Genomic DNA, 13903 nt, shown 5'->3' with positions numbered 1-13903 from the left:
ACCCGGCGCGCCTCATTGAACACAGGACCGACGATGCTATTCGTTCGCCCCGCAAGGCTCTCCGATCTCGATGCGATCGCCCACATGGCCCGCACTGCGCAGCCCGTGCTGCACTCGCTGCCGCACGACCGCGCGGCGCTGGAAGCGCGCATCGCGCTTTCCGAGGACTCGTTTCGCGCCCAGGTGGATTTCCCCGGTGAGGAGTTCTATCTATTCGTGCTCGAGGACTCGGTGACGGGCAAGCTCGTCGGCACTTCGAGCGTCGTCGCGGCGGCGGGCTACTCGGAGCCGTTCTACGCGTTTCGCAACGACGCGCTGATTCACGCCTCGCGCGAGCTGCACGTGAACCGCAAGATTCACGCGCTCACCATGTCGCACGAACTCACGGGCAAGAGCCGGCTCGCGGGCTTCTACATCGAACCCTCGCTGCGCGGCGACGCCGCCGCGCATCTGATGTCGCGCGCCCGCATGATGTACGTGGCGATGAACCGGCGCCGCTTCACGCCCGAGGTGTTCTCGCTGTTGCTCGGCGTGACCGACGACGCGGGCGTCTCGCCGTTCTGGGAGGCGGTGGGGCGCAAGTTCTTCGGGCGCGATTTCAAGGAAATCGAAATGGTGTCGGGCGGCCGCAGCCGCACCTTCATCGCCGAAGTGATGCCCGCGTATCCGCTCTACGTGCCGCTGTTGCCCGAGGCCGCGCAGCGCGTGCTGGGCGAGCCCGACCCGAGCGCCTTGCTCGCCTACGAGATCCATCTGGAAGAGGGCTTCGAGACGGACCGCTATGTCGATATCTTCGACGCGGGCCCGGTGCTGACCGCGCAGGTGGACCGTACCTCGTCGGTCGCGGGCAACCAGACGCGCACGGTGCGCGAGAGCGCGAACGCGGCGGTGGGCGCGAAGTACCTGGTCGCGAGCCAGCACGGCGGCGAGTTCCGCTGCGCACTCGCGACGCTGCCCGAAGTCATGGAAGCCGCCGGCGCGAGTGCGGCCCGTCACGGCGCGCACGTGCCGCCCGCCGCGCCGCTCGACGCGGCCACGCGCGCGGCGCTCAATGTTCAGGATGGCGAAGCGGTGCGTTGCGCGCCGCTGTATCGCGAAGCGCCGCACAACGAGGATGAATCGATGGGACAGTCGGCGGGACAATCGACGGGAGAAGCGCAATGATCGTGGTACGCGTCGTGCAGACGGGCGATGTGGACGCGCTCGTCGCGCTCGCCCAGGAAACCGGCCCAGGCCTCACGACCTTCAAGCCCGACCGCGAGGCGCTCGCGGCGCGCATCGAGCGCACGCGTCGCACGCTCGCGGGCGAGGCCTCGCAGGGCGAGGCGGGCTACTTTTTCGTGATGGAAGACACCGCGAGCGGCGACGTGGCCGGCGTGTGCGGCATCGAAACCGCCGTGGGCCTGCAGCAGCCGTTCTACAACTATCGCGTGAGCACGGTCGTGCACGCGAGCCAGGATCTCGGCATCTGGACGCGCATGCGCGCGCTGAACATCTCGCACGATCTCACGGGCTACGCCGAGGTGTGCTCGCTGTTCCTCTCGCCGCGCTATCGCACGGGCGGCATGGGCGGCCTGCTTTCGCGCTCGCGCTTCATGTTCATCGCGCAGTTCCGCGAGCGCTTTCCGGAGCGCCTGTGCGCCGAATTGCGCGGGCACTTCGACGCCCAAGGCACGTCGCCGTTCTGGCGCGCGGTCGGTTCGCACTTCTATCAAATCGACTTCAACGCCGCCGACTACCTGAGCTCGCACGGCCGCAAGGCCTTTCTCGCCGAGCTGATGCCGCGCTTTCCGGTCTACGTCGAACTGCTGCCCGAGGACGCCCAGGCCTGCGTGGGCCTCACGCACGCGGACACGGTGCCGGCGCGCCGCATGCTCGAAGCCGAAGGGCTGCGCTACGAGAATCACGTCGATATCTTCGACGCGGGCCCCGTGCTCGAATGCCATACCGCCGACTTGCGCACGGTGCGCGAGAGCGTGGTGGTGCCGGTGCGCATCGGCGAGCCGCAGGGCGGCGATGCGCAAGAGGGCGTGCGCTCGCTCGTGTCGAACACGTCGCTGACCAACTTCCGCGTGGGCTTCGCCCCGGGCGTCGTGCACGACGGCGCGTTCACGCTGAGCGCGCAGGAAGCGGCGGCGCTCAATGTTGCAGAGGGCGAGCCGGTGCGCGTGCTGGGCGCGACGCACAAGCCGCGGCAAGGTTAAAGAACAAGGATGACCATGAACGAGCTTTTCATCGATGGGCAATGGTGCGCGGCCAGCGGCCCCGCATTCGCTTCGCGCAATCCGGGCACGGGCGAGACCGTGTGGAGCGGCAACGCCGCGAGCGCCGAAGACGTGGACCGCGCCGTGAGCGCCGCGCGGCGCGCATTCGTCGCGTGGTCGCAGACGCCGTTCGAGGCGCGCTGCGAGATCGTCAAGCGCTTCGCGGCGCTCGTCTCCGAACGCAAGGAGCCACTCGCGCAGGCCATCGGCCGCGAGACCGGCAAGCCGCTCTGGGAGGCGCGCACCGAGGCCGCGTCGATGGCCGCCAAGGTCGCGATCTCGATCACGGCCTACGGCGAGCGCACCGGCGAGAAGCGCAGCGAAATGGCCGACGGCATGGCCGTGCTGCGGCATCGTCCGCACGGCGTGGTGGCCGTGTTCGGGCCGTACAACTTCCCCGGCCATTTGCCCAATGGGCACATCGTGCCGGCGCTGATCGCGGGCAATGCGGTCGTGTTCAAGCCTTCGGAGCTCGCGCCGGACGTTGCGCGCGCAACGGTCGAGATCTGGCATGAAGCGGGGCTGCCCGCGGGCGTGATCAACCTCGTGCAGGGCGAGCGCGAGACGGGCATCGCGCTGGCGAATCATCGGCAGATCGACGGCCTCTTTTTCACGGGCAGTTCCGATACGGGCACGCTGCTGCATCGCCAGTTCGGTGGCCGCCCCGAAATCGTGCTCGCGCTGGAGATGGGCGGCAACAACCCGCTCGTCGTCGCGCCCGTGGAGGATATCGATGCCGCCGTCCATCACACGATCCAGTCGGCGTTCCTCTCGGCGGGGCAGCGCTGCACCTGCGCGCGCCGCATCCTCGTGCCGGCGGGCGCGTTCGGCGACCGTTTCATCGAGCGCCTGGTCGAGGTGTCCTCGCGCATCGCGGTGGGCGAATACAACGCCGAGCCGCAGCCGTTCATGGGCGCGGTGATCTCGGCGCGCGCGGCGGCGAAGCTGATCGACGCGCAGGCCCAACTGCTCGAACGCGGCGCGAAGGCGCTCCTGCGCATGGAGCAGCGCGACCCCGCGCTTGGCTTCGTCACGCCCGGCATCCTCGACGTGACGGGCGTGGCCGATCTGCCCGACGAAGAACACTTCGGGCCGCTCGCGCAAATCATCCGCTACGCCGGTTTCGACGACGCCATCGCGCAGGCCAACAACACGGCCTATGGCCTTTCGGCGGGGCTGCTCGCCGACGATGCCGCGCTCTGGCAGCGCTTCTCGCGCGAGATCCGCGCGGGCATCGTGAACTGGAACCGGCCCACCAACGGCGCGTCGAGCGGCGCGCCCTTCGGCGGTCCCGGCCGCTCGGGCAATCATCGTCCGAGCGCGTTCTACGCCGCCGACTACTGCGCCTGGCCGATGGCCTCGGTCGAGAGCGCACAGCTGACCCTGCCCGCGAGCCTCTCGCCGGGCCTTCAATTCTGAGGATCGACGATGACTAACCTCGCCACGGCGTCCGCAGCGACGCTGGAAGCCAACTTCGACGGACTCGTCGGCCCCACGCACAACTACGCCGGGCTCTCGTTCGGCAACGTCGCTTCGCAGAACAACGAGAAGTCGGTCGCGAACCCGCGCGCCGCCGCGCAGCAGGGCTTGCGCAAGATGAAGCGCCTTGCCGACCTGGGCTTCGCGCAGGGCGTGCTGCCGCCGCAGGAGCGCCCCTCGATTCGCCTGCTGCGCGAGCTGGGCTTCACCGGTAAGGATGCCGAAGCCATCGCGCGCGCCGCGAAGGACGCACCCGAGCTGCTCGCCGCCGCGAGCTCGGCTTCCGCGATGTGGACCGCGAACGCGGCCACCGTGAGCCCCTCGGCGGATACGCCCGAGCGCCGCGTGCACTTCACGCCCGCGAACCTCTGCAGCAAGCTCCATCGCGCGATCGAGCACGAGTACACGCGCCGCACGCTCGGCGCGATCTTCGCGGACCCGTCGCATTTTGTGGTGCACGACGCGCTGCCCGGCACGCCCGCGCTCGGCGACGAAGGCGCGGCCAACCACACGCGTTTTTGCGCGCAATACGGCGAGCGCGGCGTGGAGTTCTTCGTCTACGGCCGCAGCGAGTACCGCCGCGGGCCGGAGCCCAAGCGCTTCCCGGCGCGTCAGACCTTCGAGGCGAGCCGCGCGATCGCGCAGCGCCACGGCCTCACCGACGAGACGACGGTGTTCGCGCAGCAGACGCCCGAGGTGATCGACGCGGGTGTGTTCCACAACGACGTGATCGCCGTGGGCAACCGCAGCACGCTGTTCTGCCACGAGCGCGCGTTCGTCGACCAGAAGAACGTCTACGACGAGCTGCGCAGGAAGCTCTCGGCGCATGGCGCGCCGTTCGATGTGATCGAGGTGCCCGACGCGCAAGTGAGCGTGGCCGATGCGGTCTCCTCGTATCTCTTCAACAGCCAGTTGCTGAGCCGCGCCGATGGCAAGCAGATTCTCGTCGTGCCGCAGGAATGCCGCGAGAATCCGCGCGTGGCGATCTATCTCGACGAACTGGCCGCGCAGAGCGGCCCCATCGACGAGGTGCTCGTGTTCGACCTGCGCGAGAGCATGAAGAACGGCGGCGGCCCCGCGTGCCTGCGCCTGCGCGTGGTGCTGAGCGAGGCCGAGCGCGCGGCGGTGGCGCCGGGCGTCTGGATGAACGATGCGCTGTTCGGGCGCCTCGACGCGTGGATCGAAAAGCACTACCGCGACCGCCTCGCGCCGCAGGATCTCACCGATCCGGCGCTGCTGGTGGAGTCGCGCACGGCGCTCGACGAGCTCACGCAGATTCTCGGCCTGGGATCGCTCTATGACTTCCAGCGCTGATCCGGTCCGCTCGCCGCACGCGGCGGGGGCGGCCACGCCCGATTGCCTCGCCGATTTCCTGGCCACGACGCTGGCCGGCGCCCGGCCCGCGAGCGCGGCGCAGGCGCAAGGCACATGCGCATACGGCGCGGTGCGCTGGCAATGGCTCGACGAAGGCGTGCTGCAACTCGAACCCGCGCACACCGGCAACGCGCGCGGCGAGACGCTCAAGAGCGTGCTGGTCTCGGCGGGCGTGCACGGCGACGAGACCGCGCCCATCGAGCTGCTCTCGCAGATGGTGGCCGATCTGGCGGCGGGGCACCTCGCGCTCGCGTGCCGTCTGCTGGTCGTGCTCGGCAACGTGGCCGCGATGCGCGCCGCCACGCGCTATGAAGACGACGACCTCAACCGTCTCTTCGGCGGCCGTCATGCGCGCGTGCCGCAAAGCCGCGAGGCGCCGCGCGCCGTCGTGCTCGAAACGGCGGCGCAACGCTTCTTCGCCGATGCGTCCGATGTGCCCGGCGCGCGCTGGCACCTCGACATGCATACGGCGATCCGTGCCTCGGCGTTCGAGCAGTTCGCGCTGCTGCCTTATACGGGCGACGCGCCCACGCGCGCGATGTTCGACTGGCTCGCCGACGCGCGCATCGCCGCCGTGCTGATCCATACGGAGAAGGGCGCGACCTACTCGTCGTTTACTGCCAACGCCTGCGGCGCCGTCGCGTGCACGCTCGAGCTCGGCAAGGTGCGGCCGTTCGGGCATAACGACCTCGCGCGTTTCGCGCCGGCCGACGCGGCGCTGCGCAGGCTCGTGTCGGGCGCGCCGTCCACGCAGGACGAACCGATGCCGCGCGTGTTCACGGTGATCGGCCAGATCACGAAGCAGAGCGAGGCGTTCGCGCTGCACGTGGCCGCCGACGTGCCGAACTTCACGCCGTTCGCGCGCGGCACGGTGCTCGCGGAGGACGGTGCGTATCGCTACGTCGTCGCGCGCGACGAAGAGCGCATCGTGTTTCCGAATCCCACCGTGAAACCCGGCTTGCGCGCGGGGCTGCTCGTGGTCGACACGACCGCCGATACGCTCGCCTCGCTCGCCTGAACCGTGCGGTGTACGAAGCGCTTGCCCGGCTTCGTGCGCCACGCGAGAACCCCGTCAGGACGCGTTTTCCGGCTACTTGTGGCGCTCGCGGTACAATCGCGGCCTCGCGGTTGCTGCGGCGCGTCATAGACAACGCGCCCGTTTGCGCCGCCATTTTGGCGCAGCGATCCTGCACCGAAGCGCGCAGTAGAACCTAAAGCGCGCAGTAATTCGACTGGAATGAGACATTGATGAACATGAACTGGAACAAGCTGGCCACTTTCACGCTTTGCGCGGCCTTCACCATGGCCGCGGGCGCCGCCCAGGCCGCCGATATCAAGGAAATCCGCTTCGGCGTCGAGGCATCGTACGCGCCGTTCGAATCGAAGTCGCCGAGCGGCGAACTGCAGGGCTTCGACATCGACGTGGGTAATGCCGTCTGCGCGAAGCTCAAGGCGAAGTGCGTGTGGGTGGAGAACTCGTTTGACGGCCTGATTCCGGCGCTGCAGGCGCGCAAGTTCAACGCTATCAATTCGGACATGACGATCACGGATCAGCGCCGCCAGGCGATCGACTTCACCGATCCGATCTACGCGATCCCCAACCAGATGATCGCGAAGAAGGGCAGCCCGCTGCTGCCGACGCCCGAATCGCTCAAGGGCAAGCATGTGGGCGTGCTCCAGGGCACGATCCAGGAAACCTATGCGAAGGCCAAGTGGGCGCCCGCGGGCGTCGACGTCGTGCCGTACCAGACCCAGGACCAGATCTACGCGGACCTGGCCTCGGGCCGTCTCGACGCGTCGTTCCAGGACGCCGAGGCCGCGTCGAAGGGCTTCCTGAACAAGCCGCAGGGCGCGGGTTTTGCCTTCGCGGGTCCGCAGGTCGTCGACGCCAGGCTGCTCGGCGAGGGCGTGGGCTACGGCGTGCGCAAGAACGACGCGGCGCTCAAGGCCGCGCTCAACGGCGCGCTCAAGGAGCTCAAGGCCGACGGCACGATCGACCATATCGCCGCGAAATACTTCAACGTGAAGGTCGTGCTCAAGTAAAACGCGCAAGCGTTCAGGTAGGGCGGGCGGGTTGTGTCCCGCTGAAAATGCCGGCGAGGCTTTGTTTCGCCGGCATTTTTTATCTTCTTCAGCCTCGGATATTAATAAGATGGATCGTGCTGTCCCGCGTATAGCATCGTGAAGACCTGAATACGGGAGGCGGCAAAATCATGTATCTCATCGATGACGAAATTCCGTACTACAAAACATCGACCTGGAGTTGGAAATGGAGCAAGTGTGACGGTTGCAGACCGATAGACGTTCAGCGTATTTCTGTTCAGGGCATTTCAATGGACAAGGCCCCGCCACCTTTGCCCAAGCCCGCCAGAGCGCAGTCCGCACCACAGAAGGAAGTGATTGAGGTTCCACAGTTCGATATTCGAGCAATATGACGATCTCACAAGAAATCTGATTTATCGACAGGCGGCTATCAACGTGCTTGGAGAGAGATTAAGGCCGTATAGAGACGTCGTCGCGCCCATGGATATGTGGAAATTCTGTAAAGGAAGTATGTCGATTTTTCATCGGCATTTTCACTTTCAACGTGCCAATGTGAGAAGTTCGCTTGCGCAGAAGGTTGGCGAATTCATGGAGTCCCAGTTTCACAGAGACGGCAGCCCCGACGATCTCACGGGCGCGTTAGGGTCGTTTAATTTCTATGCCGCGCCGGCAGATGTCAAAATAATCTATTTGGATTATTTCTCGCGAGAGGCCGTCATATCGAGTATCGACGTGTATGTCAAGGATAGCTACGATTTTACTGATGGTGCCGGCAGCGTATCACAGTATCTTGGACATTGGGGCGCCAAAGGCGTGATTATCGTGCCTTATAATGGACTCGTTCAGCAACTCAATATGCCATCGTTATATGTTCCATATCCTGTTGCGCGCGGTGACGTGAGAGTGAAGGGGAATATCTATTATCCGGTGCATAACAAGGATTTCCGGGCATGGGCAATCAAGCATCAAAGAGGTGGCGATTTTATGATTTTTTCTGATCGCAAGCGCTGCCAACTTCGCACGCCGATACGGATCAAGTTATGAAAAAATCGGTAATCGCAATCATTGCCCTCGCACTCATTTACTACTGGATAACGCACCGCGCAGACTCCATGGCCTATGACTGCGTGCGAAGCAAATCCCCCGATGGCCGTTATGTTGCCGAAGAATGTACGCTTGATTGGGACCACGGCGATAACCCGAAATATGTCGGCAGGCTTTATGATGCCGTCACAGGAAAAATGCTCGCACGGCGAACATTGCACGCCCCGGATCCCGAGATACTTTGGGTCGCCAATTACTTGATGTTCTCGGGCGGCGGGAATGATGAAGACATGATCGCGTTGCCGCCGTCCCTATATGACCGCATCGTCGCGACCTATTGGCAACTGACGAAATGGTAGACAGTTCGCTGCGGGAAGCCGTGGGCACGGGGGAGTGTGTGGGATGCCGCCTTTTTTATCGCGCCTGGCCGCAGGCTTCATATGCGCGATGTATCGGCCAGGATAGAATCGAACAAGAATGAAAGCGCCGTAGTGGCCACACCGCAGTGCCACACATAAGGCGCAGGCAAGAACAAGCATAAGCAAGACAAGCACGAAGAAGTCGCACGAGAGACCATACGACCAGGCGCCACGCGCAAAGCGCAGCGCTTCGCGGGGGACCCATGAGCTTCAATGCTGCAGACCGGCCGCATCTGTCCGGTGTCGAAGGCAGCCATCGGACAGCGCAAACTTCGACCGAATCGGCGGCCCATCCCTGGGACATCTATTTTGCGCGCGAGCCTTTGCTCGATCGCGACGGCCTGCTTTGCGCGTTCGAGACGCTGCCGCGCATCGTTGCGCGCGAAGGCTTCGAGGGACACGCCACAACGCAAACCGAAGCGCCCACCGAAGCGCACGCGGGCGAACCACCACCCGGCGACGCCGCGGCGCAGGCAGCACAAAACCGCGCCTTGATCGACGCGTTCGGCGCACCCGCGCTGCGCGCGGCGCTGATCGGCCATCCGGCGTGGCTCGACGTGACCCGCGAACTCTTGTTCGACGACGTGCTGCTGCGCCTGCCCGCCGATCGCGTGATCCTGGAGCTGTCGCCCGGCATCGGCGCCGGTCCCGAAGTGATCGCGCGGCTCGTCGAACTCCATCGCAAGCGCTATCGCTTCGCGCTCGACCACGTGACGAAAGCCGACGATTCGTTCGCGAAGCTGCTGCCCTATGCGGACGCGGTCAAGCTCGATCCGCGCGGCATCGCGCCCGCGCTGGTGCCGAAGTTCGCGAGCGTGCTCAAGGCGGCGGGCAAGATCCTCGTGGCGGTGGGCATCGAGACGCCCGCCGAATACGAGCGCGCGCACGCGCTGGGCTTCGATCGCTTTCAGGGCTACGCCTTCGCGAAGCCGCAGGGCGCGGCGCGCCGGGCGAGCGCACCGCGCCAGGCGTTGCTGAACCTGCTGCAACTGCTCGCCTCGGAACCCACCGTGATGCAGCTCGAAGCGGAACTGAAGCTCAATCCCGTGCTCGTGATGCATCTCATGCGGCTCGCGAACTCGAGCAGCTTCGGTCTCGGGCGCAAGGTGACCACGCTGCGCGAGGCGATCAACGCGACGGGCACCAACCGCATCGCGCGCTGGACGCAGCTCTTGCTCTACGCCGACGGCCGCAAGATCTCGCTCGAAGACGATCCGCTGTTGCAGCTCGCCGCCACGCGCGCGCGCTTCATGGAGCTTGCCGCGGCGGTGCTGCCCGAAGCCGGGCCCGCGGAGGAGGATGCGGCGTTTCTCGTCGGCGTTTTCTCGTTCGTCGACGCCGTGTTCGGCGGCCCGCTCGACCAGACGCTCGAACTGCTGAGGCTCGCCAAGCCGATCCGCGCGGCCATCGCGCGCCGCGAAGGCGTGCTGGGCCGTCTGCTCGGCGTGAGCGAGGCGCTCGAGCGCGGCGATTGGGCGGCCGTGGATGCCGCCTGCGCCACGCTCGCGCCGCTCGACGCGGGCGCGCTGGCGGCGCTCGCGCTCACGGCGGCGGAGTGGGCCGGCACGGCCGAGCGCAACGCCGAGGCCGAGGGGCTGGAGCGGATCGAGGACTGAGTTTCTGGACGGCGCGCGCGGGGGGCTTGCGGCGCGTGAGGCTCTGGAGGGAATCGAGAGGACTGAAGGCCCTTACGCCTTCACCGGGCTCGCCGCGAAAAATCGCGCGAGCTCGTGCGCGAGTTCGTTGAGCGCGCTCATTTCCTTCTGCGAAATGCGGCGCGGCTCCTGGCTCACCAGCCAGTCGCCGTAGAGCAGCGCCACGGGCGGCTCGCCGGGGTGCGCCACGGGCAGCAGCACGAATGCGCGCGCGTCGTCGAGGCGCGCGCGATACCAGGCCGGCAGGCGCGCGAGCATTTTCGGATCGCGGGCGTTTTCGATGAAGATGCCCACCGAGTTCGCAATCGCGAGATGGAACACGTCGGGCTGGAACGCCGCGCTGAACGCAAGCTTCTCCAGGTTGTCCTCGACCTGCGGCCCGAATCCGCGCTGCGCCTCGAACATGTTCGCGCCGCGCCGCACGAACACGACCGTGCGCGCGAAGCCGAGACCGGCCAGCACGGTCTCGGTGGCGAGCGTGAGCGCCGTGGAGAGCGCGCTCCCCGACGGCAGCGCGCGCAGGTCTTCCACGCCGGCCGAGATGCGCGCTTCGGGGTCGAGCGACTCGCGCGCGATGGCGTCGGCGTTCGCGCGCAGCTCGACGATCTCGCGCATCACGCCGTCGTCGGCTTCCTCGCTGGCGAGCGCGAGGCTCATCTGCACGAGCGTTTCCGGGTCCGTGTTGAGCGCGCGGCCATAATGCTGCGCGAGCTCGGCAATGTGCTCTTCGCGCGCTTCGTCGGTGAGGCCCGCCGTCGTGAGCACACGCGCTACCTCGGTTGAATAGTTCGTGATCGCGCGCAGCCATTGGACCTGGCGCGGTTCGCTGCCGGTCGGATCGTATTCGCCCATGCCTTCGCGGATCATCTCGGGCAGGCGCCAGCGCGCGGCCGCGTCCTGGCCGATTTCGGAGAAGGTCACGCCGAGCACGTCGATACAGGCGGCATCCTCGTTCGTGCCTTGCTCGCATTCGCGGCGGATCTGGTCCCACTCGGGTTCGAGATAGAACACCACGAGCAGCTTGCCGACCTGGCGCATCAGCGTGCAGACCACGGCCTCTTCGCCCGCGCGCAGGTCGCCGCGCTCGGTGAGCTTGCGCGCGACGCAGCCCGAGAGCATGGTGCGGTTCAGTTCGAGCTTGGCGTCGATGCGGCGCGGCGCGCTGTGATGGAAGTGATCGACGATCTTGAGACCCACCACGAGATGGCCGACCGCGTCCATGCCGAGCACCATCAGCGCGCGCGTGACGGTCGTGATGTTGCCGCCGAACGCCATGTACATGGCGGAGTTGGCGAGCCGCAGCACCTTCTGCGTGAGCGCGAAGTCCGAGAGCACGACCTTCACGAGCGCGGTGAAGTCGTAGTCGTCGTTGGTCATGGCGGCGACGGTCGTGCGCAGCGATTGCGACAGCATGGGGAAGTCGCCGCGCTCGTTCATACGAGCCCAGAGCCGGTCTAGCAGGACTGCCTTTACCATCTGAACCATGTTTATTTCGCTAGTGCCCTGCGTGTATCGGTGCCGCGCTCAGTGCACGCCGTGGACGTGCAAGGTGCGCGACTCGAAACGCTGCGAGAGCTCCTCCGAAGGCAGTGCCTTGCAGACGAGCCATCCCTGAATGTGATCGCAGCCCATCTTCGTGAGCAACTCGCGCTGCGCCTCGGTCTCGACCCCCTCGGCGACGAGTTCGAGTTCGAGCGTGCGCGCGAGGCCCACCACCGCGTTGACGATCGCCTGATCGTTGCGCGAGGTGAGCAGGTTCACGACGAAGCTGCGGTCGATCTTCAGTTTCGAAAGCGGAAAGCGCTGCAGATACGCGAGGCTCGAATAGCCCGTGCCGAAGTCGTCCACGGCAAAGCGGATGCCGAGCGCCGTGAGCTCTTCGAGCAACGTGACCGCGTGCTGCGGGTCCTGCATCAGCAGGCTTTCGGTGATCTCGAAGACGAGCCGGCGCGGGTCGACCCCGGTGAGCTGGATCGCTTCTTCGACGCTCTCCTTGAAACGCGGATTGCGGAACTGCTGCGGCGACACATTGACGGCGACGTACTGCAAGGCAATGCCTTGCTCGTCCCATTGGGTCAGCTGCATGCAGGCCGCTCTCAAAACCCAGTTGCCGAGATAATTAATCAGGCCGACGGATTCCGCAAGCGGGATAAATGTTGATGGCGGCACGAGCCCGTGCAAGGGATGTTGCCAGCGAATCAGCGCTTCGACCCCAACCACGCCGCGCGTCGCGCTGCTCGTGATGGGCTGGAAGTGCAGCGAGAACTCGCCGTTGCGCACGCCGTCGTGGAGATCCGATTCGAGCTTGAGGCGCTGGGCGTCGGTCGGGTCGTCGTCGGGCACGTGCAGCATCAGCGTGTTGCCGCCCGCGGCCTTGGCCTGCTGCAGCGCCTGGTCGGCGCGGCGGATGAGCGGCGTGCTTTCGGGCTGCGTGTCGCTCCCGGCGCCGTCCGGACGCTGCTCGGGATGGAACGCGATGCCGATGCTCGCCGCGAGATGGACCGGCTGGTCGCGGAACGAATAGGGCTGCAGGACCGACGTGAGCAGACGCCGCGCGAGCGCTTCGGCGGCCGTGCGAAGGTCGCCGGGCGCGGCGCCGCGGGACGATGCGGACGGCGGCGTCGCTTGCGGCGTCGATTGCGGTGTGGCTGGCCGCGCGGACTTCGGCGCGGTTTGCGGCGCGATCAGAATGGCGAACTCGTCGCTGCCCGTGCGCGCGATCAGCTCGCCTTGCTGGGTCAGGTGCGTGAGGCGGCGCGCGGTTTCGCGCAGCAGCTCGTCGCCGGCATCGTAGCCGAGCGCGCGGTTCACGCGCTGATAGTCGTCGAGATCGAGCAGCAGAAGGGCGATGGGCGTGCCGTGCCGGTCGGCCTCGGCCAGTGCGCGTTCGAGCGCCGGCTCCAGCGCCGCCTGGTTCGGCAGGCCCGTGAGCGGATCGTGATGGAGCGCATGCGTGAGGCGTGCCTGTACCCCTTGCCAGTCCGAGACGTCGAAGCCCGCCACGGCGAAGCCGTCCACGCCCGCCCAGCTGCTGCGCTGCACGCGCAACTCGACGGCGAGCGGGTAGGTGAGCGCCTTCACGAGATCGATCGTGTCTTTTTCGACCGCGCCGCTCTCCAGCGCGCGCGCGAACAGCGCGTCGAGGCGCGCGAGATCGTCGGGCGCAACGAGGTCGTGCAGCGTCGCGCCGAGCAGGAACTCGCGGTGATAGCCGGCAAAGCGCAGGCTCGCATCGGAGACGTAGAGAAAGCGCAGGTTGCAGTCCACGTGCACGAGGAAGTCCACCGCGGCGGCCGTCTGCTCGAATGCGCGCGAGGCTACCTCGGAGCTGGAGCCGGGGGCCTCGTCGCCGGATGCGCGGGCGAGGCCTGCCGCTTGCGCGGCGCCCTCGGCTTGCGGCGCGAGCGGAGCACCGTCCGCACAGGCGAGCGGGACGCCGGCGTGGGCGTCGCGGCGCTCGCTTGTGCGCCCGGCGCGTGGCCGCAGGCGGTCCAAGACCGTACGCAGCCAGCCCGGGCGGGGCGCGGTAATCCTGTTCGCTTCCATGTGTATCGCTGGCAACCTGTGTACTAGTCGGCGTATCGAGTCGGGCGCGCGGCTTGCGTTCGAAGCGTGGCAGGTCCGC

Annotated in this window: 12 protein-coding genes; 10 read left to right on the top strand and 2 right to left on the bottom strand. The window is 66.7% G+C overall.

Annotated elements, in window-relative coordinates:
* The first annotated feature begins 33 nt into the window (after window positions 1–33).
* The 10 genes from aruF to U5775_RS08430 all read left to right on the top strand — a co-directional run bounded on the left by aruF (window position 34) and on the right by U5775_RS08430 (window position 10239).
* Window positions 34–1164, top strand: a complete 1131-nt coding sequence (aruF, locus tag U5775_RS08475) for an arginine/ornithine succinyltransferase subunit alpha (protein ID WP_322057665.1) — start codon at window positions 34–36, stop codon at window positions 1162–1164.
* Window positions 1161–2204 (top strand): arginine N-succinyltransferase, encoded by a 1044-nt coding sequence (gene astA / locus U5775_RS08470; protein ID WP_322057664.1) that lies wholly within the window; start codon window positions 1161–1163, stop codon window positions 2202–2204. Before aruF ends, astA begins: the two co-directional genes overlap by 4 nt.
* Before the next feature lie 15 nt (window positions 2205–2219).
* Complete coding sequence (gene astD / locus U5775_RS08465; RefSeq protein ID WP_322057663.1) at window positions 2220–3683, top strand: succinylglutamate-semialdehyde dehydrogenase; 1464 nt, start codon at window positions 2220–2222, stop codon at window positions 3681–3683.
* A gap of 9 nt (window positions 3684–3692) precedes the next feature.
* Complete coding sequence (gene astB / locus U5775_RS08460) at window positions 3693–5057, top strand: N-succinylarginine dihydrolase (RefSeq protein WP_322057662.1); 1365 nt, start codon at window positions 3693–3695, stop codon at window positions 5055–5057.
* Window positions 5041–6135 (top strand): succinylglutamate desuccinylase, encoded by a 1095-nt coding sequence (astE, locus tag U5775_RS08455; RefSeq protein WP_322057661.1) that lies wholly within the window; start codon window positions 5041–5043, stop codon window positions 6133–6135. The genes astB and astE overlap by 17 nt, the downstream gene beginning before the upstream one ends.
* A 230-nt stretch (window positions 6136–6365) precedes the next feature.
* The gene (locus tag U5775_RS08450; protein ID WP_322057660.1) at window positions 6366–7160 is read left to right on the top strand and encodes an ABC transporter substrate-binding protein; all 795 of its coding nucleotides are present in this window, start codon (window positions 6366–6368) and stop codon (window positions 7158–7160) included.
* Window positions 7161–7330: 170 nt separating this feature from the next.
* Window positions 7331–7552 carry a hypothetical protein gene (locus U5775_RS08445; RefSeq protein ID WP_322057659.1) on the top strand — a complete coding sequence of 74 codons (222 nt, stop codon included), beginning with the start codon at window positions 7331–7333 and terminating at the stop codon, window positions 7550–7552.
* On the top strand, window positions 7518–8204 hold the full coding sequence (locus U5775_RS08440) for a DUF6402 family protein (protein ID WP_322057658.1): 687 nt from the start codon (window positions 7518–7520) through the stop codon (window positions 8202–8204). The genes U5775_RS08445 and U5775_RS08440 overlap by 35 nt, the downstream gene beginning before the upstream one ends.
* Window positions 8201–8563 carry a hypothetical protein gene (locus U5775_RS08435; RefSeq protein ID WP_322057657.1) on the top strand — a complete coding sequence of 121 codons (363 nt, stop codon included), beginning with the start codon at window positions 8201–8203 and terminating at the stop codon, window positions 8561–8563. Before U5775_RS08440 ends, U5775_RS08435 begins: the two co-directional genes overlap by 4 nt.
* Before the next feature lie 263 nt (window positions 8564–8826).
* Window positions 8827–10239: an EAL and HDOD domain-containing protein gene (locus U5775_RS08430; RefSeq protein WP_322057656.1), complete on the top strand. Its 1413-nt coding sequence runs from the start codon at window positions 8827–8829 to the stop codon at window positions 10237–10239.
* Window positions 10240–10311: 72 nt separating this feature from the next.
* On the opposite strand, the gene U5775_RS08425 is transcribed toward U5775_RS08430, so the two are convergent.
* Both U5775_RS08425 and U5775_RS08420 read right to left on the bottom strand, forming a co-directional pair.
* Window positions 10312–11754, bottom strand: a complete 1443-nt coding sequence (locus tag U5775_RS08425) for an HDOD domain-containing protein (RefSeq protein ID WP_322057708.1) — start codon at window positions 11752–11754, stop codon at window positions 10312–10314.
* A 48-nt stretch (window positions 11755–11802) separates the two neighbouring features.
* Window positions 11803–13824, bottom strand: a complete 2022-nt coding sequence (locus U5775_RS08420; protein ID WP_322057655.1) for a GGDEF domain-containing protein — start codon at window positions 13822–13824, stop codon at window positions 11803–11805.
* Window positions 13825–13903 lie beyond the last annotated feature (79 nt).

The sequence above is a fragment of the Paraburkholderia sp. J63 genome, from assembly GCF_905220245.1.
Taxonomy (GTDB): Bacteria; Pseudomonadota; Gammaproteobacteria; order Burkholderiales; family Burkholderiaceae; genus Paraburkholderia.
This window is presented reverse-complemented; position numbering and strand designations above follow the sequence as displayed.